Below are 18,726 nucleotides of genomic sequence, written 5' to 3' on the forward strand. Positions count from 1 at the left end.
ACGGTCGCGGGGCGAGGAGCGGCGATCGCCGCCCGCCCCGAAAGACGGGCGGCGATCTGAACCAAATCGGTTCGCCGTAGCGGAGGCAGTGCCCCGCGTCAGCTCCCGGACACTCCCGAGACCCCGAAGCGGAACACCAGCCGGCCGTCGCGCGGCCGCACGAGGTACTCCGGATGCGTCCGCGCCCCCCAGGAGTCGTCTCCCGCGACCCCGCGACGCCGCAGCGCCGGCCGCAGCACGGTCCGCTGCACCGGCGGCAGCTCGTTCGGGTGCTGCGCGTTCTCGATCTCGAACGGCGTCCAGTGCAGCGCCGAGAACTCCATCCCGCCGTCGCAGTCGAGACGCAGGCCCCAGCCGTCGTCGCCGGTCACCTCGGCCCAGCGCACACCGGTGCGACTGCCCGCCTCCTGAGGCTTCAGGTAGGGGGTCAGCTCCCGCGCCACGTCGCTCGACCAGACGTCCAGCCGCGCGCCGAGGCGGCGATCGGAGTAGCACTCGTCGGGTCCGTCGCCGTACCAGCGGAGGCGGTGCGCGTCGGCGCTCGTCGTCCACTGCATCCCGAACTCGGGCAGGTCGGGCAGGCCGTCCGGCACGTCCATGGCCACCGTGACCTCGATCCGCCCGTCGCCGGTCACCCGGTAGTCGACGTCGCAGAAGGCCCGCGGGGTGGTCGGCAGCTCGTAGGTGTACCCCACGGTCACGGCGGAGTCGTCGGAGGAGACCCGCGCGGTCCGCAGCGCCCCTCCCGCCGCCCGGGCGTACCGGCTCGCGAGCAGCCACTGGCCGTCCTCGAACGGCCCGCCCCAGCCGCGCTCGTTCGAGGTGGGCGCGTGCCAGAACGACGGCATCGGCATCGAGTCGAGCAGCTCGCGCCCGCCCTCGGCCCCGCCGCCCCAGCGGTAGGACTGCAGTCCGCCGTGCAGGCGCGAGAACAGCACGCTGAACCCCTCGCCGCGGACGCCCACGTTGTGGGTGCCCTCGACGACCTCGGGTCGGGGTCGGCTCTCGACGTGCGGTCGGCCGACCACCTCGAGCACCCGCTGGCCGCGGGCCACCACGTGCCCCGCCTCGGCCCAGCGGGTCGACGACGCCTGCCGCAGCTCGACGTCGAGCGTGTACTCGCCCGGCAGCTCGGGCACCGGCACCGGGCTCGCGAAGGTCGCGCGCCCGCCGGGCTGGACCGAGGTCTCGAGCGTCTGCTCCGCCAGAACGCGGCCCTCGCGGCGCAGCGTCACGACCACGTCGAACGCCGACGACGGAGTCGACAGCAGCCGGTTCTCGATCGCGATCCCCTCCTCCGACACGTCGATCCGGAACGGCTGGTAGAGGAACGCGACCTCCTGCAGCTTCGGCGTGGGCGTGCGGTCGGCGAAGAGGATCCCGTTGCCGCTGAAGTCGCCGTCGTGCGGGGCCTCGCCGTTGTCGCCGCCGTAGCCGAAGTAGGGCACGCCGTGCCGGTCGACCATCGCGATCGCCTGGTCGGCGAAGTCCCAGATGAAGCCGCCCTGGAACAGCGGCTCCCGCGCGGCGAGATCGAGGTAGCGGTCGACCGCGCCGAAGGAGTTGCCCATCGCGTGGGCGTACTCGCACAGGATGAACGGCTTGTCGCGGTGCTCGCGCAGGTACGCCTCGACCTCGGCGGCCGGCGTGTACATCTGGCTGACCACATCCGTCGTGTCGGGGTAGCGGGAGTCCCAGTGCACGCCCTCGTAGTGCACGGGCCGGTCGTCGACCTCGCGGAACCAGTCCGAGAGGTCGCGCAGCACACTGCCGCCGAAGGACTCGTTGCCGAGCGACCACATCACCACGCTCGGGTGGTTCTTGTCGCGCTCGACCAGGCTCCGCGCGCGGTCGTGCAGTGCGGCGGCCCAGCGGACGTCGTCGCCGGGCACCGCGTCCTCGACCGGGGCGTCCAGGAAGCGCACCCGGTCCCACACGCCGTGCGTCTCGAGGTTCATCTCGTCGATGACCAGGAACCCGTACTCGTCGGCGAGCTCGTAGAAGTAGGAGTTGTTGGGGTAGTGGCTGGTGCGGATCGCGTTCACGCCGGCGCGCTTGAGGATCCGCAGGTCCTCCTCCGTCTGCTCGCGCGTGACGACGCGGCCGTCGACGCCGAACTCGTGGCGGTTCACTCCGAAGAACACGATGCGGCGGCCGTTCAACCGCAGCACCCCGTCCTCGATCCCGAAGCGGCGGAGGCCGACCGACTGGGGGACCACCTCCGTCTCGACGCCGTCGGCGTCGCGCACGCGCACGATCAGGCGGTGCAGGTGGGGGTCCTCGGGGCTCCACAGCCGCGGGTCGGCGAGGCGGAGGCGGTGCCGCCCGTCCTCGCCCTGCCGCAGCACTCCGACGCCCTCGAGCTCGACGACCACCGAGCCGTCGCCGTCGAGGCTCGGCTCCACCGCGATCTCGGCCCAGGAGTCGCCGACGACGGTCGTCACGCGCAGGTCCTCGAGGTGCGTCCGCGGGCGGCGCAGCAGCACCACGTCGCGGAAGATCCCGGAGAAGCGGAAGAAGTCCTGATCCTCGAGCCACGACCCGGCGCTCCACTTGACCACCCGCGCGGCCAGCACGTTCTCGCCCTCGACCAGCAGGTCGGTGAGGTCGAACTCGGCGGGCGAGAAGCTGTCGGCCGAGAAGCCGAGCCAGCGCCCGTTCAGCCAGAGCGCGATGGCGCTCTCGGCGCCGCGCACGTCGAGCGCGATCCGCTCGCCGGGCGCCGGCGGCGCGTCGAGGGTGAACACCGTCCGGTACGACGCCACGGGGTTGAAGCGCTGCGGAGCCTGCCCGGGGGCGAGGTCCTCGTGCCCGTCCCACGGGTACTGCGTGTTCACGTACTGCGGGCGGTCGTAGCCGTGCAGCTGGATGTGCGCGGGGACCGGGATCGTGTCCCAGTCGTCCGCGTCGAAGCCGGGCTGCTCGAATCCGGGGACCGTGCCCGCGAGATCGGGCGAGTAGTGGATCCGCCAGCGCCCGTTCAGCGACTGCTCGAACGAGCTGACGCCGGTCGCCGCCTCGTCCACCGAGCGGAACCAGCGGTGGTCGGAGTGGGCCGGGCGCCGGTTCTCGGCGAAGTACCCCGGATCCGACAGCCGCGACGGGTCGAACCCCGGCGAGGCGGCTGCGGCCGGCCGCGGATCGTGCGCGAGGCTCACTTGATCGCTCCCGTGATGCCCTCGGCGAACGAGCGCTGCAGGATCATGAAGACGACCATCGTCGGCACCGAGGCCAGCAGCACGGCCAGCATCAGCACTCCGTAGTCGGTGACGTAGCCCGCGGCGAGGTTCGAGATCAGCATCGGCATGGTCTGGAAGTCGTTGTTGACCAGGATCACCTTGGGCCAGAGGAAGTTGTTCCACGCGGTCATGAAGGTGATGACGGCCGCGGCCGCGTAGGTCGACTTCATCGACGGCAGGTAGATGCGCGCGAAGATGCCCAGCTCGCTCACCCCGTCGATCCGCGCGGCCTCGATGATCTCGTAGGGGAACGAGCGCGAGGCCTGGCGGAACAGCAGGATCAGGAACGGCGTCGAGATCGCCGGGATGATCACCGCGGCGAGCGAGTTGACCATCCCGACCTCGGCGAAGACCTGGAACAGCGGGATCATGGTCGCCGCGAACGGGATCATGATCGCGATCAGGAGGATCGCCATCACGAGGTCCTTACCCCGCGAGTGGAAGACCTCGAAGCCGTAGCCGGCGATCGAGCAGACGATCAGGGCGAGGATCGTGGTGCCGATGGCGACGGTGGCGGAGTTCCACATCGCGCCGCCGACGTCCTGCAGCCCCGAGAGCTTGCTGAAGTTCTCGAACAGCTGCGTGCCGGGCAGCATCCGCGAGTCGAGCACGTCCTGGCTGGTGTTGGTCGCCGAGACGGCCATGAAGTACAGCGGGAAGATCGAGAAGACCGCGAAGACCGTCAGGAACGCGTACTTCGGCACCGCGCGCAGGCGCGAGGCCACCGGGACCGAGCGCTTGGCCGGGGTCGTGGGCCCGGAGGACTCCGTCTCGGGGAGCGAGAGGACGGGATCCGTCACGGGGAGGGTGCGGGTGGGGTCAGTCACGCTTGTCACCGACTTTCAGCTGGGCGAACGCGAGGACCGCGACGAGGATGAGGATCACGTACGACAGCGCCGACGCGTAGCCGAAGTTCGGGTTCTTGAGGAACGAGACCTCGTAGAGGTAGTGCGACATCGACATGGTCGTGTACGCCGGTCCGCCCCGGGTCAGCGCCCACGACTCGTCGAAGAGCTGCAGGGTGCCGTTCGTCGACATGATCGCGGTGAGCAGGATGATCGGCTTCAGCTGCGGGATCGTGACGTGGAAGAAGGTCTGCAGCGAGCTCGCGCCGTCCATCTTCGCCGCCTCGATGCTCGAGTAGTCGACGTTCTGCAGGGCCGCCAGGTAGAAGACCATGTTGTAGCCGGTCCAGCGCCAGAGCAGTCCGAGGATGATGACGAAGCGCGCGGTGTCGGGGTTGCCGAGCCAGTTGACCGGGCTGTCGATCAGGCCGATGCCCAGCAGCAGGTCGTTGACGAAGCCGTCGTTCGCGAAGATCGTGCGGAACACCAGCGAGTAGGCGACGAGCGAGACGGCGCAGGGCAGGAAGATCGCGGTGCGCCAGAAGGTCTTGTACTTCAGCGTGCGGTCGTTGAGCAGGTTGGCGAGCACCAGCGCCATGATGAGCATCACCGGCACCTGGATGAGCAGGTAGATGAAGGTGTTCTGCAGCGTCAGGCGGAAGATCTCGTCCTGCAGCAGCCGCTCGTAGTTGAGCCAGAAGGGCTGCGCGAACGAGAGGTTCGCGCCGCGTCCGGTCTGCAGCGAGAGCAGGAACGCCTGCGCCATCGGCAGGAAGCTGACCAGCAGGATCAGCAGCGAGGCGGGCAGGAGGAAGGCCCAGCCGGTGAGGCTGCGGCGGCGCTCGCCGGTCATCCTCACGGGTCGGTGGGAGTCGCGCTGCCTCTGCGGAGGAGTGCGGGGTCGGGTGCGCGGTGGCGCGGAGGTCGTCACGGGGTGCTCGCAATCTGCAGGAGGAGGAAGAGAGGGGACCGGGCCGGGGCGTCTGCCCCGGCCCGGTCGAGAGCCGTCTAGCTCATCGCGAACTCGACGTTCGCCTGCGCCTCCTCGAGCGCCTTGGCCGGGTCGGCGCCTCCGATGATCTGCGTGATCGCAGCGCTGACGGAGTCGCGGCCCTCGTAGTAGTACGCGCCGGTGTTGTTGCTGGGCACCTCGGCGCCGAACTGGGCGACCTCCGAGAAGATCGGCTGTCCGCCGAAGTACTCGCTGGGCTGCTCGTAGGCGGGCGACGACGCGGCGGGCAGCCAGTTGGCGACCGCTCCGGTGGCGGGGAGGATCGTGTCGTACAGCTCGGTCGAGCCGGCGAAGGTCGACGCGAGGAAGTCGGTGGCGAGGTCGACGTCGGCGTTCGAGCTGATCGTCCACGACGATCCGCCGTTCGCGGTGTAGTTGGTCGCGCCGTCGACGCTGTCGAGGGCGGGCACGTTGGTGACCTGCCACTTGCCGGCCTGGTCCTCGGCCGCCTGGATGGAGCCGACGATCCAGATGCCGTTGATGGTGCCGCCGACGGAGCCGTTCACGAAGGTGCCGAGGTACTCGTCCCACGAGTTGACCTCGACGAAGACGCCGGACTCGACGAGCTGCTTGTAGGTGTCGATGGCGCTGAGCAGCGCGTCGTTGTCGCTGATCGTGGGCATGCCCTCGTCGTCGAAGAGGCTCGCTCCCGCGCTCTGCAGCATCATCATGATCATGTCGGCGGAGCCCGCCTGGCCCGACAGCAGCGGCGAGCCGGTCTTCGCCAGGACGTCCTTGCCCTTGGTGAGGAAGTCGTCCCAGGTGATGTCGGTGAAGTCGTCGATCGTGTAGCCGGCCGCCTCGAGGACGTCGGTGCGCAGCGCGGTGACCGCGGTGCCGGAGTCGAACGGGACGCCGTAGTTCACGCCGTCGACGGTGGAGTACGCGGTGACGGCCTCGGGGAACTCCGAGAAGTCGACGGCGTCGGTCGAGATCTCGCTGAAGATCTCGGGGTAGTTGAGGGCGTTCTTCTGGAACGCGTTGTTCTGCATGAGGAAGATGTCGGGCAGCTCCTCGTACTGACGCGACTGGGCGAGGGTCGTGAGCTTGGGCTGCAGGTCCTCCCACGGCGTCTCGATGATGTCGAGCGAGAAGTCCGGGTTGTCCTTCTGGTAGATCTTCTCGGCCTCCTCGAGGGCGGCGATGTTGAACGCCGGGTCCCAGGCCCAGACGGTCAGGGTGTTGTCCCCGTCGCCTCCGCCATCGCCGCCGGAGGACGAGCCTCCGCCGGAGCAGGCGGTCAGGGCGAGGGCGAGGGGGAGGGCGACGGCCACGGCGGTCGTGACCTTCTTGGAGAGAGTTCGCACGGTGTCTGTTCCTTGTCTGTGATGGCAGGTGCTGTGTCGGGTGCTGGAGGGTTTCCGCGGCGTTCCCGGAGGGGCGGATCGTGATCGGATCCGCTCCTCCGGGGTCGGCCGGGGGCGCACTCGGGGGTCCGAGTGCGAGCGGAGGGAGGTCAGCGCAGGGGCTGCCAGGGGCCGTACGGGTCGCCGGGGGCCTGGTTGCGGGTCCACCACTTGGCGCGGAAGCGCTGGCCCTGGTGGACGACGACGTCGCCGGTGTCGAAGATGCGCGAGGCGGTCCAGATCGCGGTGCCGTCGGGCGCGGTCAGGATCTGCTGCCACGGTCCGTTGACGTCGCCCGGCTTCTGGTTGCTCGAGTACCACGAGGCGCGCCACTCGGATCCGGCGTAGAGCACCGCCGCACCCTTCTGGTAGACGGCCTTCGCGTTCCAGGCCGGCAGCACCGAGACGGTGAGGCGGGCCTCGACGGTCGCCCCCTCGGCGAGGAGTGCCGGGAGGACCGCGACGGTCGCGGTGCGCACGCCCGCCGTCGTCGTCACGAACCCGGTGACCCGGTACTCGCCCGCGGTGAGGGCGCGGGAGCTGCCGTCGGCGAGGGTCGCGGTGACCGTGATCGACGCGGGATCGAACGCCGCTCCGACCGGCACGAGCACCGTCGCCGGAGCGATGACGATCGAGCGGACGGCGGGGACGAGCGCGGCGCGGGCCGACTCCAGCGCGGTGCGGGCGGCGTCGACGGCCGCCTGCGTCGCCGGACCGGCGAGTACGGTGGTCGCCGCCGACCGGGCCTCGGCGAACGGAGCCCAGCTGCCGGCCGTGGAGTCGGCGGGCACGAGGCCGGCCGTCGCGTCGACGAGGGCCTGCAGCGGCGCCGTGTCGACGCTCTGCCTCCGCAGCGACAGCGCGTCCACGCTCACCGACTGCCCGCCCGTGCCGGTCGCGGTGATCGCGACGCGGACGGTGCCGGCCGGCAGGACGAACTGCTCGGACGCGACGTCCGCCCATCCGGCGGTCACGGGGATCGCGGTCGTGTGCGTCACGCCGTCGGCGCCGATGACGGACACCTGCGCGGCGGTGAGGCCGCCCGGGTTGCTCGCCTTCAGTGCCAGCGAGTAGACGCCCGCGGGCACCTCCTCCTCCTGCTGCACGCCGCCCGAGAAGGCCTCGGCCGCACCGAGCCGGAGGGCGAAGCGGGAGCCGTCGGCACCCGGCGAGGTGTTCTGCACGAAGGCGGTGGTGGCGGAGGAGGGGTCGGTGACCTGCGTCCATCCGGTCACGGTCGTCACGGCGATGCGGTCGGCGGCGAAGTCGGGGTTGAGGATCCAGTTGTTGCCTTCGCCCACCTCCCACGCGCCGGTGCCGGCGTTCAGGTCCCACTCGCTGAGCGAGTTGAACGACACGTCGGCGCCGGTGCCGGAGAGAGGCACCCACTGGTTGTAGCCGAGGCCGTTCCAGGCGAAGTCGGCCCAGCGGTCGCCGGCGTAGATCACGGTGTCCTGCTCGGTGCCCTGCACGGTGAGGAAGAAGCCGCTCTGCGTGACGTGGCTGTAGTCCTTCTCGGTGCCCGGAAGCACGTACATGCTCGAGTAGGGGCCCTGGATCCGTCCCTCGAGCGAGCGCACGAGGTAGGTCTGCGAGGTGTTCCAGCCGTGCAGGTCCGAGCTCGCGACGTAGTACTGGCCGTCGAGCTTGAACATCGCGTTGCCCTCGCGGCCCGCGCCGCGGTACACCTCGACGGCGGTCTCGACCGAGAGCGAGTCGCTGTCGGTGATCTTGCCGACGTAGGTGCGGCTGCGGCCGTCGCGGTACGAGAAGACGAGGTAGTCCGAGCCGTCGTCGTCGGTGAAGACGGTCTGGTCGCCGGTGCCCTGGTTCCAGCCGGGCTTGTTCGGGTTGTTGTAGACGCCCGGGATGTGGGTCTGCAGGTTCGCGTACTCGAAGTCGTCGACGGGGGAGTCGCCGCTGAGGAACAGCACACCGGCGTTGGTGATCCGGGCGGGGTCCGGGCTCTCGAACTGGGTGAGCAGCACGTAGCGTCCCGTGTTCTCGTTGTACGCGACTCCGAGGCGCCCGATCCAGACGGCGTCGGCGAGCGTCTCCATGTCCGAGAAGTAGGAGCCCGTGACGTCCTTCGACGTCGGGATGTGGAGCGGGGTGTCCTTCGTGGCGACGTCGTTCTCGAACGTCCAGTTCACGAGGTCCTCGGAGGAGTACGCCGTGACGGCCACGAAGTCGACCTCGCCGGCCCGCGTGTAGGTGCGGGTGGGGGAGTCGTAGTACTGCTGCGAGCCGGTGTACTCGACGCCGTACCAGTAGTAGCGGTCGCCGAAGCGGAAGATGCCGCCGCCCTGCGAGAAGATCGGGTCGCCCGCGGTGTCGAGCCAGAAGCGGTTGTTCTGAATGGTCTGCAGGTCGCCGTCCGACAGCGGATCGAGCGCGGCGGCCGTCGTCTGCAGGCCGTTCTTGGCGGCGACCACGGCGGAGGCGCTCGCGGCCGGGTCCTCCAGGACGTCGCCGGCCGTCACGGTCGCGGCGGCGAAGGGCGCCCACGACTCGGCCGTGTAGGCGGAGGGGACGCGGGTGCGGTACTGCTCGAGGATCTCGCGCAGCCCCGAGACGCGCACCAGGGCGGTCTCGGCCTGCTCGAGGTCGGCGCGGGCGGCGATCAGCTCGGCGTCCGTGGCGGCGACGGAGTCGCGGACCGCGGTGGCGGCCGCGAGCTCGGCCGAGAAGGCGGTCCAGGAGGACGCGGTGAAGTCGTCGGCGGACGAGGCGCTCAGCCGGTCGAGTGCTTCCGTGAGGCGCGCCCGCTCGTCAACCTGAGTCGTGGCGGTGAACTCGGCCGAGGCGTGGTTGATGAAGCCCACGGTGACCACGCGCAGGACGTGCTCGCCCGGCTGGAGGCCCGTGTGGCTGAAGATCGGGACCGTGGTGGTCGACCGGGCGCCGCGGTAGTCGGCCGAGCCGACCTTCACTCCGTCGACGAACACGTCGGCCGTGCCGTTGGTGGTGGCCTTCCGGCCCGAGAGGGCGACGGTCTCGCCGGTGAACGCGATCTCGAACGCGGCTCCGCCGGTCGCCCAGGTGTGGGTGCTGTTCTTCGACCACGCGCCCTCGTAGAAGGTCTTCAGCGGCGTGCCGCGGACGGTCGTCGTGTCGGTGAAGGCGACCGTGGAGGTCTGCACCTCGGCGGCTTCGGCGCTCGACACGGCGGTCTGGCCGGTGAGCACGAGCAGTCCGGCGAGCAGCGCCGCGACGAGGGCGGTGAGCCGTCGGGTCGCGGGCCGGGTGGCCGGGCGGGTGGTCGATCGTGGGATCGATCGCGTCAAGGGAGTCCTCCGTCGTCGCAGGTCCTACGTGGTACAGCGCTGTACCACGGGGGCGAATCTAGACCGAGGACGGCTCCGACCGCAAGAAGCGTTTTCCGACAGTCCTCGTCGTCCCCCGCTCGATCACCTTCGAGCGTGCGAACTCGGTGGTCGGCGCGCCCGCCGCGCGGTCGATCCGGGCGATCAGCTTGTCGAGCGCGGTCTCCGCGATCCAGTCGATCCGCGAGTCCATCGTGGTGAGCGGCGGATTCAGGTACGCGGACTCCTCGACGTCGTCGAAGCCGATGACCTGGACGTCCTCGGGGAGGCGCAGGCCCCCCTCGCGCAGCGCCGACACCGCTCCGATCGCCAGGCCGTCGTTGAGGCAGACGAGGCCGTCGAACGGCGGGCCGGTCTCGATGAGATCGCGGGCGACCCGGAACCCCGAGCCGATCGTCCAGTCGTAGCCGGTCACTCCGACCAGTCGCGGATCGAGGGTGCCGCCCCACGCGGTCACCTCCTCGAGCACCCCGCGCAGGCGCAGCTCGGCGTTCCCCTCGCGCGCGGCGCCGATGCGCTCGGCGTCGAACGGCACGTGCGCGCCCACCACCGCGATCGACGTGCTGCCGCGCTCGAGCAGGTGCGCGGTGGCGGTGCGGGCGTCGTCGACGTCGTCGGTGGTCACCCGATCGGTCAGCCCGTAGGTGTTCCGCGAGCCGAGGCAGACGAGCGGATACGGCACGTCCAGCGCCTCGCGGTCGAGCGTCTCGTGCTCGGACAGCGAGAGCAGCAGGCCGTCGGTGAGCTGCGAGTTGAACTGCTGCAGCAGCCGGCGCGAGCCGGTGCGGCCCTCGTCCGGATACGTCGTCACGTAGACGACGAGGTCCCTCCGGCGCGCGGTGTCGACCACGACCTCGGCGAGCTCGGCCAGGTAGGCGGCCCTCAGGGTGGGCACCGCCAGCGTGACGGAGTCGGTGCGCCCGCGGGTCAGGTTCCTCGCGGCGACGTTCACGGTGTAGCCCAGCTCGTCCACCGCCGCCCGCACGCGCTGACGGGTCTCGTCGGCCATCCGTCCAGTGCCGTTGACGACGTTCGACGCGGTCTTCAACGACACCCCGGCGTGCTCGGCGACGGCCAGCAGCGTGGCCTTCCTGCGCGGCGGTGCCATCGCGTCCCCCTCCGGTGCGGCGCGGTGCCCGTGCACCGTGCTCCCGCCCATGGATACACCACGGCTCGTGGGACGCGGCAGGGTGCCGCTACGCTGACGCGGGTCCGGCCGAGGGGAGCGACGCGATGACCACCGCTCCGACGAGGCGATCGCTGCTGCTCGAGAGCGTCGTCGACCACATCCTCGAGCACGGCGTGGCGACCGTGTCGCTGCGCGCTCTGGCCCGCGCGGCCGACTCCAACAACCGCATGCTGCTGTACTACTTCGGCTCCCGCGCCGAGCTGCTGTCGGAGGCGCTCATCGCCGCCGCCGTGCGGTTCCCCGACATGCAGCGCGCGGCCGACGAGCTGCTGGTGCCCGGCCGCCCGCTCGGCGAGCGGCTCGACCGCTCCTGGGAGGCGCTCGCCTCGGCGGGCAACCGGCCGTATCTGCGGCTGTTCTTCCAGGTCTTCGGTCTCGCGGCGTTCGAGCAGGCCGAGGAGTGGCGGGCGACGCGCGGCCGCTTCGACGAGTTCCTGCAGCCGGAGCTGCGCCGGGCGCTCGCCGAGTCGGGCGTGCCGCCGGAGGAGGTGCCCGTGCTGGCCCGCGAGATCGTCGCGTTCTGGCGGGGACTCGAGATCCTGCTGATCTCGCTCGACGACGACGCCGGCGTGGACGCGGTGCGCGTGCGCGCCCACGCCGACCTGCTGGCGCGCCTGCCGCCACCTCCGCTGGTCGAGTAGCCCCGCAGGGGCGTATCGAGACCCACGTCCACCGACCACGCGGCCGCCGTCTTCTTCCCCCGACTGACGCGGATCTCGATACACCGTGCTCCGCGGCCTACTCGATCAGCGAGCGCTCGCCCAGCAGCCCCGCGATCACCGCATCGAACTCCTCCCGCAGCCGCGCCTTCTGCTCCGGCGGACAGAACGCGGCCTCCACCCCGTTCCGTGCGATCGTGCAGGCGTCGTCGATCCCGAGCCCCAGCGCGGGCAGCGCCTCCCGGTACTCGCGGCCGATGTCGGTGCGGAAGAACACGGCGTCGTCCGTCGACACCGTGACGCGCAGCCCGGCCCGTACCATCTGCGCGATCCGGTGCTGCGGCTCGAGCGCCCATCCCGAGCAGATCGTCGTCGAGATCGGTGTGGTCGTGAATCCGATGCCGGAATCCCGGGCTCTCGCGACCAGATCCGGATCGTCGAGGATCCGGTATCCGTGGTCGATCCTGTCGACCTGCAGCACGTCCAGCGCGATCCGCACGGAGTCGTTCTCGGACCGGTCCGTCTCGCCGACGTGGGCGGTCAGCGCGAGTCCCGACCGGCGCGCGAGCGCGAACGCCTCGCGGAACCGGCCGGGATCCTCCGCGCCCTCGGGCGTCAGATCGTCCATGCCTAGGGCGACGACCTCCTCCCGCGGGTGCCGACGGATCGTCTCGACCAGCTCGACGGCGCTGCCCGCGCACTCCCTGCGGTTCACGGCCACGACGATCCGGAACCCCACGCCGAGGTCGCCCTCCGCGGCGCGCAGTCCGTCGAGGATCGGATCGAGCACGTCGGCGTACCCGAGCCCGCTCCAGCCGAGGTAGGTCGAGTCGGCGAAGTACTGCGGGTTGATCGCGTACTCGCGGTAGCGCAGCCCCTGGGCCGCCGCCGCGCGCACCCCGTCGTAGGCGACGGTCGCGAGGTCGGCGGGCGTCCGCAGCACCCGGTGCGCGGCCCGGAACGCGACGAGGAACTCCTGCAGGTCGGCGAAGTCGAACAGCGTCGCCGGGTCGGTGGACCGCAGCTCCACCCCGTAGCGGTCCGCGGAGGCGACCAGATGCGCGGCGCTCATCGTCGACGCGAAGTGGCAGTGCAGCTCCGTCTTCGGCAGCCGCCGCAGGACCTCGTCGTCGTCGATCCCGGGCTGCCGCCGTGCACTCATGCCCCCATGCTGCCAGCGCCCGCCCCACCCTCGGAGGCCGCCTCTCGAGACAGTTTTCCAGCGCCGGCGGATCTCGATACGCGCGCTCTTCGAGCAGCGAGGGGCGCACGGCCCCTCGCGAGTGGACGCGAACCGGGCCCCACCCCACCGCCGGAGCCCGTTCACCGCCGAGTCGGCACCGCGAGCGCGCCCGAGTCGTCGCGATCCGGGCCCTGTGCGCCCTGCAGGCCCCGCTTCGTGTCCACCCGGCCGACCTCGAGCGGCGGGCCGTCCACCACGCCGTGCACCCAGAGTTTATCCAGCACTCGAATCAATTCGACTAGGCTTCGAGCATGACTGAGAACACCTCCGAGCTCCGGGTCGGCGTCGTCGGCCTCGGCTTCGCCGGCACCACCCACCTCGACGCCTTCCAGGCCCTCCCCGGCGCGCGCGTCGTCGCCCTCGCCGGTCAGGAGGAGGCGCGCCTGCGCGAACTCGGCGCGACCCGCGACGTCCCCGACCTCTACTCCGACTGGGAGGACCTCGTCGCGCGCGACGACCTCGACGTCGTCTCGATCGGCGTGCCCAACCACCTGCACCACCCCATCGCCGTCGCCGCGCTGGCGACCGGCAAGCACGTCTTCTGCGAGAAGCCGCTCGCGACCACCGCCGACCTCGCCGCCGAGATGGTCGAGGCCGCCCGCGCCGCCGACCGCGTGCTCGAGATCGCCTACAACCACCGCCGCCGCGCCGACGTGGCCTACCTCCGCCGCTACCTCGACGACGCTCCGCTCGGCGACGTCTACCACGCCCGCGCGAGCTGGCAGCGGCGCACCGGCATCCCCGGCATCGGCTCCTGGTTCACCAGCAAGGCGCTGGCCGGAGGCGGTCCGCTGATCGATCTCGGCTCGCACGTCCTCGACATCGCGCTGCACCTGCTCGACGAGCCGCGCGTCACCAGCGTCTCGGCCGTCGCCTACGGCGAGATCGGGCGCTCCGGACGCGGCGGACGCCCCTACGGAGTCGCCGCGAGCGGCACGCACGCGTTCGAGGTGGAGGACTTCTCGAGCGCGCTCCTGCGCCTGGACAACGGGCGCAGCCTCCAACTCGACGCCTCCTGGGCCAGCTACTCCAAGGTCGACGAGGACATCGAGGTCGAGCTCCTCGGCTCTGCGGGCGGCGCCCGCCTGCACGTCGCCGACTACGCAACGGAGGGAACCGTGACCCTCTACTCCGAGGTCGCCGGCGCCCCCACCACCTCGCGCCCGACCATCCCGGTGCCGTCGGGCCACCACCGCTCGGTCATCGCCGAGTTCCTCGAGGCGATCGCCTCGGGAGCCGACGCGCCCGCGGGCGGTCCCCGCTACTCCGGTCACTACGGCGAGTACGCGCTGCACCGCAGCCGCGTGATCGACGCGATCTACCGCTCCGCAGCCGAGAAGAAGGAGGTGGCGGTCGCATGAGCGCCCTCGACACGACCCCCGCGAGCACCCCGGCCGGACCCGTCGAGGTCCTCGTCTGGAACGAGTTCCGTCACGAGACCCGCGGCGACGAGACGGTGATGAAGCACTACCCGGAGGGCATCCACCGGGTCATCGCCGACGGTCTCGCCGACTCGCTCGGCGACGGCGTCGCGGTGCGCACCGCGACGCTCCCCGAGCCCGAGCACGGTCTCACCGAGGAGGCGCTGGCGCGCACCGACGTGCTCCTGTGGTGGGGCCACATCGCGCACGGCGAGGTGTCGGACGAGGTGGTGCAGCGGGTGCTGCGGCACGTGCAGGAGGGGATGGGCATCCTGGTGCTGCACTCCGGCCACTACTCCAAGATCTTCCAGGCGCTGATGGGCACGACGTGCTCGCTGAAGTGGCGCAACGATCAGGACCGCGAGCTGGTGTGGACGATCGCTCCGACGCATCCGATCGCGCAGGGTGTTCCGAGCCCGATCGTGATCCCGCAGCAGGAGATGTACGGCGAGTACTTCGACATCCCGGTGCCGGAGGAGACGGTGTTCCTCTCGACGTTCACCGGCGGCGAGGTGTTCCGCTCGGGAGTCACCTACACGCGCGGCCTCGGGAAGGTGTTCTACTTCTCGCCCGGCGACCAGGACTACCCCGTCTACCACCACCCCGACATCAAGCGCGTGCTCGCGAACGCCGTGCGCTGGGCCCGCCCGACCCGCGAGCGCACCCCGCTCACCGCCGACCACCACCCCCGCGGCTGGTTCGAGAGCTGACGCCTTCCCGTGCTGGTCGAGCAGCGCCGCAGGCGCGTATCGAGAGGCGCGACACCGGGAGCCCGGCCGCCGGGAGTGCCGGCGTGACCGACCTCCTCGACCTCGTGGCGCGCGAGCCCGACGCGGTCCTGCGCTACGGAGCGGCTCCGCAGCAGATCGCGGACCGGTACGCCGCGCGGCCACCCGGCCGCGGACCCGTCGTGCTCGTGCACGGCGGGTTCTGGCGCGCCCGCTGGGATCGCACCCATCTCCGTCCGCTCGCCGCGGCGCTCGCCGACCGCGGGTACGACGTGCTGCTGCCCGAGTACCGCCGGGTCGGCGATCCCGGAGGCGGCTGGCCGGGGACGGGAGCCGATGTCGTCGCGCTCGTCGCAGCCCTGCCCGCTCTCGTGGGCGCGGCGCCGCGGACGACGCTCGTCGGCCACTCCGCGGGCGGGCACCTCGCTCTGTGGTCGCAGGCCGCGCATCCGTCGCCGCACATCGGGGCGGTCGTGGCGCTCGCCGGAGTCGCCGACCTGCGCGCCGCCGCCGATCTCCACCTCAGCGACGACGCCGTGCTGGAGCTGCTCGGTGACCATCCGCTCGCCCCCGCTGATCCGCTGCAGCTGCCGGCGCCTCCGATGCCCGTCACCCTCATGCACGGCACGGACGACTCCGATGTGCCGCCGGCCCTCGGTCGGGCCTACGCCGCTCGGCACCCGCGAGCGCGCCTGATCGAGCTCGCCGGTACCGACCACTTCGATCTCGTCGACCCGCGCACCCCCGCCTTCGACACCCTCCTGACCCTGCTGCCCTGACAGCGAGAGGCCGCTCCGGAACGCCGACGACGGCGGACCGGAGCGGCCTCCCGCGGACGGGACCGGACTCAGCAGGACACGAGTCGCGCGACCCGGTCCGAGAGGGTCCCGGTGCTGCCGAGCAGGATCACGGTATCGGCGCCGAGCGCGGTCACGTCCTGGAGCACCTTCGGCGGAACGCAGTCGGGCCGCACCGCGAAGAGCGGGCTGCTCGTGAAGCCGGCCGCCGTGGCCCCCGCGAGGGCGTCGGGGAAGTTCTCCCCGGTGGCGAAGTACACCGTGCTCGCCGAGGGGAACGCCGCGCGGTTGAGCTGCTCGGAGGTGTCGTAGCGGTCGGAGCCGCCGATGCGCGTCGCCGGCACCGGTAGCGAGCTCTCGATGCCCGCGCTGACCGAGAGGGCGCTGCCCGCGATCGTGACGGAGCCGGCGCCGAGGTCGGTCAGCAGCCCCTTCGTGCGCGGGTCGGCCGAGGTCGCCCCGCCGTTGACGAGCAGCACGGGAGCGTCGACCGCGCCGGCGGCCGCGCTGGCGCCGAGGGCGTCCGGGAACTTCTCGCCGGTCGCGATCCACGCCGTCGAGGCGCCGGAGGGGAACGCCGACCGCACGATCTTCTCGGCCGTGTCGTAGCGGTCGACGCCGCCGATCCGCTCGATCGAGCCGGCGTAGCGGGCGAGCTCGGCGTAGAGCGCGTCGCCGACGCTGAGTGCGGAGCCGACGACCACGATCCGCTGCGGCTGCAACCGGGCCAGCTCCTGCTTCACGCTCGGGCTCATGCTGTCGCGGTCGACGAGCAGGAGGGGTCCTCTCTGGGTCGCCGCGGCGGGCGCGGCGGCCAGCGCATCCGGGAACTTCGCTCCGGTCGCGATGTAGGTCACGGGGACGCCGGGCGCGAAGGTCGCCTTCGAGATCTCGACGGCCGTGCCCTGCCGGTCGCTGCCCGAGAGGCGCTTCACCTCGACGTCGGGAGTGGGGATGTCGGTGCGGGTGACGGTGAGCTTGTACTCCTGGCCGCGGGTGATCGTTCCCCCCCGGGATTGAATGAGGAAATACACGTTCCCCGCAGGCGCGGCGATCTGGACACTTCGAAGATTCGCTCCGTCGCAGTCCGAGCCGCGGATGTCGGAGCGGGTCAGGCGGTTCCCTGCGTTGTCGTAGGTAGCGAAGATGTAGATCTCGTTCGTTCCGAGATCGCACGAGAAGCGGAAGTCCGCGCTGAGCCTCGACTGCTGCGGCATTGTGAGCTTGTAGAAGTCACAGTCATAGAAGTTGTTGTCGCAGTCTCCGTTGAAGCTGGAGCCGGCCACAGTCGTTCCAAGACCGATGGGGTCGGCGTTTGCGGTGGAGTTGTTCCGTTCCGTCTCCACGACGCCGGAAGCGACGGCTGCTGAAAGCGAGTAAGGCTGGTTCGACCAGATGTATCCGCTGCTGAAACCACTTGTCCTGGTCGTGAGTGCGACGTAGAACACGCCTGCATCCACATACATCGCGAGTCCACGGAGCGCGCTGCCGTCGTAGTCAGCGGACGAGATGTCTTGGCGGTAGAGGGAGGTGCCGTCGGAGGCGAAAACAGAGAGGCCGAGGCTGGCTTCGGTGCCGAGCGACCCGGAGAATCGCAGATCGATTGTCAGCCGTCCTGCGCTCGGTGCGGTGAACTTGTAGATGTCGCAGTCGTAGAAGTTGTTGTCACAATCGCCCCTCGGCCCGAAGATACCTGAGACTGAATCTCCCAATTGCAGCGGTTGCGCCCGGGCCGTCGAGTTGTTCGGCTCCACCTCCAGCACCTCCGCCGCCCGCGCCGGTGGCGCGGCGAGGAGCGTCGCGAGCAGGAGCAGCAGCACGAGCAGGGCGAGCAGCGGGCGGACGAGTGGACGGGGAGCGGCGTGGGACGACATCGGTCGCCTTTCTCGGCAGTGAGGAGTGGTTCCGGGCGCCGCGGCCGCCTCGAAGGCGCCGCGTGCCGCTCACTGTAGGGACGCCCCGAACGCGGGTCGATGGGCACCACTCCCCATGCTCGACCGCGCGGAATCCCGCCCGCGCTACAGCGCCGGCGGGTACAGGAAGAGGGGCACCTGCGCCGTCGGGAAGGTGCGGGTCACGTAGCTGTGCTTGCCGCCGTAGTTGTACTCCTCGAGGAGCACGGTGCCGTCGTCGTTCACCTTCTGCACGTACGAGACGTGGTTGTAGGTCCACCACGCGACGCAGCCGACGATCGGCACGCTGCTCGTCGCCCAGCCCTTGGCGGCCCAGTTGTCGGGCCACTCCCACGCGCTGCCGCCCATCGGGGTGATGTTCCCCCAGGTGTACTTCCACGGCGACGCGGTCGCGCCGGCGTCGCGGTTGAGGCGCCACGCCACGAAGTCGACGCACTCGCGGTAGTAGTAGCCCAGGGGCGAGAGTCCACCGCCGTCGTCGTCGATGGTCTCGTAGGGCCACGGGTAGTCGTCGCCCACGGCGCGCGTCTGCACGGTCGTGAACTCCCCGCCGTTCGAGCCCGAGAGCACGGCCGCCTGGCGGCTCGCCTCGTCGAGCTGCGCCTGCGTCGGCGCGGCGAAGGCGTCGCGCACCGCGGTCTGCCCGGCGGTCTCGGAGGAGACGGTGAGGTTCTGCAGGCCCGCGCGGTTCGCGGCGGTGCCGGCTCCGCCCGAGGCGGCGGTGGTGCCGCGGGCGCCGTACGCGGGGATCGCGGTGGTCGCGACGAGTCCGCCGACGATCGAGAAGGTGGCGAATCCGAGCGCGCGGCGGCTGAGCGAGGGGGTGCTCGACGCGGCGGGGCGGGCGGAGGAGCGCGGAGGGGTCGCAGGGCGGGCGGGAGCGACGACGCGAGCCGCGGCCGGAGCCGACGCAGAAGGAGTGACGATCACAGCAGGAGCGACGATCGCAGCAGGAGCGACTGCCGCAGGCACGACACCTGCACTCTCACGAGCAGCAGCAGCAGCAGC

At 71.0% G+C, this 18,726-nt stretch carries 14 protein-coding genes; 4 read left to right on the forward strand and 10 right to left on the reverse strand.

Annotated features, from left to right (window positions below; genetic code table 11):
* Positions 1-98 precede the first annotated feature (98 nt).
* The 6 genes from ASF46_RS01595 to ASF46_RS01620 all read right to left on the reverse strand — a co-directional run bounded on the left by ASF46_RS01595 (position 99) and on the right by ASF46_RS01620 (position 10,876).
* Positions 99-3,158 (reverse strand): glycoside hydrolase family 2 TIM barrel-domain containing protein, encoded by a 3,060-nt coding sequence (locus ASF46_RS01595; RefSeq protein WP_082485126.1) that lies wholly within the window; start codon positions 3,156-3,158, stop codon positions 99-101.
* Positions 3,155-4,066: a carbohydrate ABC transporter permease gene (locus ASF46_RS01600; protein ID WP_235576826.1), complete on the reverse strand. Its 912-nt coding sequence runs from the start codon at positions 4,064-4,066 to the stop codon at positions 3,155-3,157. Before ASF46_RS01600 ends, ASF46_RS01595 begins: the two co-directional genes overlap by 4 nt.
* The gene (locus ASF46_RS01605; RefSeq protein WP_056866146.1) at positions 4,059-4,937 is read right to left on the reverse strand and encodes a carbohydrate ABC transporter permease; all 879 of its coding nucleotides are present in this window, start codon (positions 4,935-4,937) and stop codon (positions 4,059-4,061) included. The genes ASF46_RS01600 and ASF46_RS01605 overlap by 8 nt, the downstream gene beginning before the upstream one ends.
* A 155-nt stretch (positions 4,938-5,092) precedes the next feature.
* Entirely contained in the window at positions 5,093-6,403 is a 1,311-nt protein-coding gene (locus ASF46_RS01610) for an extracellular solute-binding protein (protein WP_056866147.1), read from the reverse strand.
* A gap of 149 nt (positions 6,404-6,552) precedes the next feature.
* Entirely contained in the window at positions 6,553-9,729 is a 3,177-nt protein-coding gene (locus tag ASF46_RS01615) for a carbohydrate-binding protein (protein WP_056866148.1), read from the reverse strand.
* 58 nt (positions 9,730-9,787) lie between these two features.
* The gene (locus tag ASF46_RS01620; protein WP_056867391.1) at positions 9,788-10,876 is read right to left on the reverse strand and encodes a LacI family DNA-binding transcriptional regulator; all 1,089 of its coding nucleotides are present in this window, start codon (positions 10,874-10,876) and stop codon (positions 9,788-9,790) included.
* A 125-nt stretch (positions 10,877-11,001) separates the two neighbouring features.
* Between ASF46_RS01620 and ASF46_RS01625 the strand changes: the two genes are divergently transcribed.
* The gene (locus ASF46_RS01625) at positions 11,002-11,598 is read left to right on the forward strand and encodes a TetR/AcrR family transcriptional regulator (RefSeq protein WP_056866149.1); all 597 of its coding nucleotides are present in this window, start codon (positions 11,002-11,004) and stop codon (positions 11,596-11,598) included.
* A gap of 97 nt (positions 11,599-11,695) precedes the next feature.
* Here ASF46_RS01625 and add read toward each other — a convergent pair whose 3' ends face one another.
* Both add and ASF46_RS19025 read right to left on the reverse strand, forming a co-directional pair.
* The gene (gene add, locus ASF46_RS01630) at positions 11,696-12,778 is read right to left on the reverse strand and encodes an adenosine deaminase (RefSeq protein ID WP_056866150.1); all 1,083 of its coding nucleotides are present in this window, start codon (positions 12,776-12,778) and stop codon (positions 11,696-11,698) included.
* Positions 12,779-12,939: 161 nt separating this feature from the next.
* Entirely contained in the window at positions 12,940-13,083 is a 144-nt protein-coding gene (locus tag ASF46_RS19025; RefSeq protein WP_157602142.1) for a hypothetical protein, read from the reverse strand.
* Positions 13,084-13,110: 27 nt separating this feature from the next.
* On the opposite strand from ASF46_RS19025, the gene ASF46_RS01635 reads away from it, so the two are divergent.
* The 3 genes from ASF46_RS01635 to ASF46_RS01645 all read left to right on the forward strand — a co-directional run bounded on the left by ASF46_RS01635 (position 13,111) and on the right by ASF46_RS01645 (position 15,787).
* Entirely contained in the window at positions 13,111-14,220 is a 1,110-nt protein-coding gene (locus ASF46_RS01635; protein WP_056866151.1) for a Gfo/Idh/MocA family protein, read from the forward strand.
* Positions 14,217-14,990, forward strand: coding sequence for a ThuA domain-containing protein (locus tag ASF46_RS01640; RefSeq protein WP_056866152.1), 774 nt, complete (start codon positions 14,217-14,219; stop codon positions 14,988-14,990). The genes ASF46_RS01635 and ASF46_RS01640 overlap by 4 nt, the downstream gene beginning before the upstream one ends.
* 83 nt (positions 14,991-15,073) lie before the next feature.
* Positions 15,074-15,787 (forward strand): alpha/beta hydrolase family protein, encoded by a 714-nt coding sequence (locus ASF46_RS01645; protein ID WP_056866153.1) that lies wholly within the window; start codon positions 15,074-15,076, stop codon positions 15,785-15,787.
* Positions 15,788-15,855: 68 nt separating this feature from the next.
* Here the strand turns inward: ASF46_RS01645 and ASF46_RS01650 are convergent, their stop codons facing one another.
* Together ASF46_RS01650 and ASF46_RS01655 are read right to left on the reverse strand one after the other, a co-directional pair.
* Positions 15,856-17,679 (reverse strand): cell wall-binding repeat-containing protein, encoded by a 1,824-nt coding sequence (locus ASF46_RS01650; RefSeq protein WP_082485128.1) that lies wholly within the window; start codon positions 17,677-17,679, stop codon positions 15,856-15,858.
* Positions 17,680-17,823: 144 nt separating this feature from the next.
* On the reverse strand, positions 17,824-18,690 hold the full coding sequence (locus ASF46_RS01655; protein ID WP_157602144.1) for a CHAP domain-containing protein: 867 nt from the start codon (positions 18,688-18,690) through the stop codon (positions 17,824-17,826).
* Positions 18,691-18,726 lie beyond the last annotated feature (36 nt).

Source organism: Rathayibacter sp. Leaf296 (assembly GCF_001423045.1).
GTDB classification, from domain to species: domain Bacteria; phylum Actinomycetota; class Actinomycetes; order Actinomycetales; family Microbacteriaceae; genus Rathayibacter; species Rathayibacter caricis.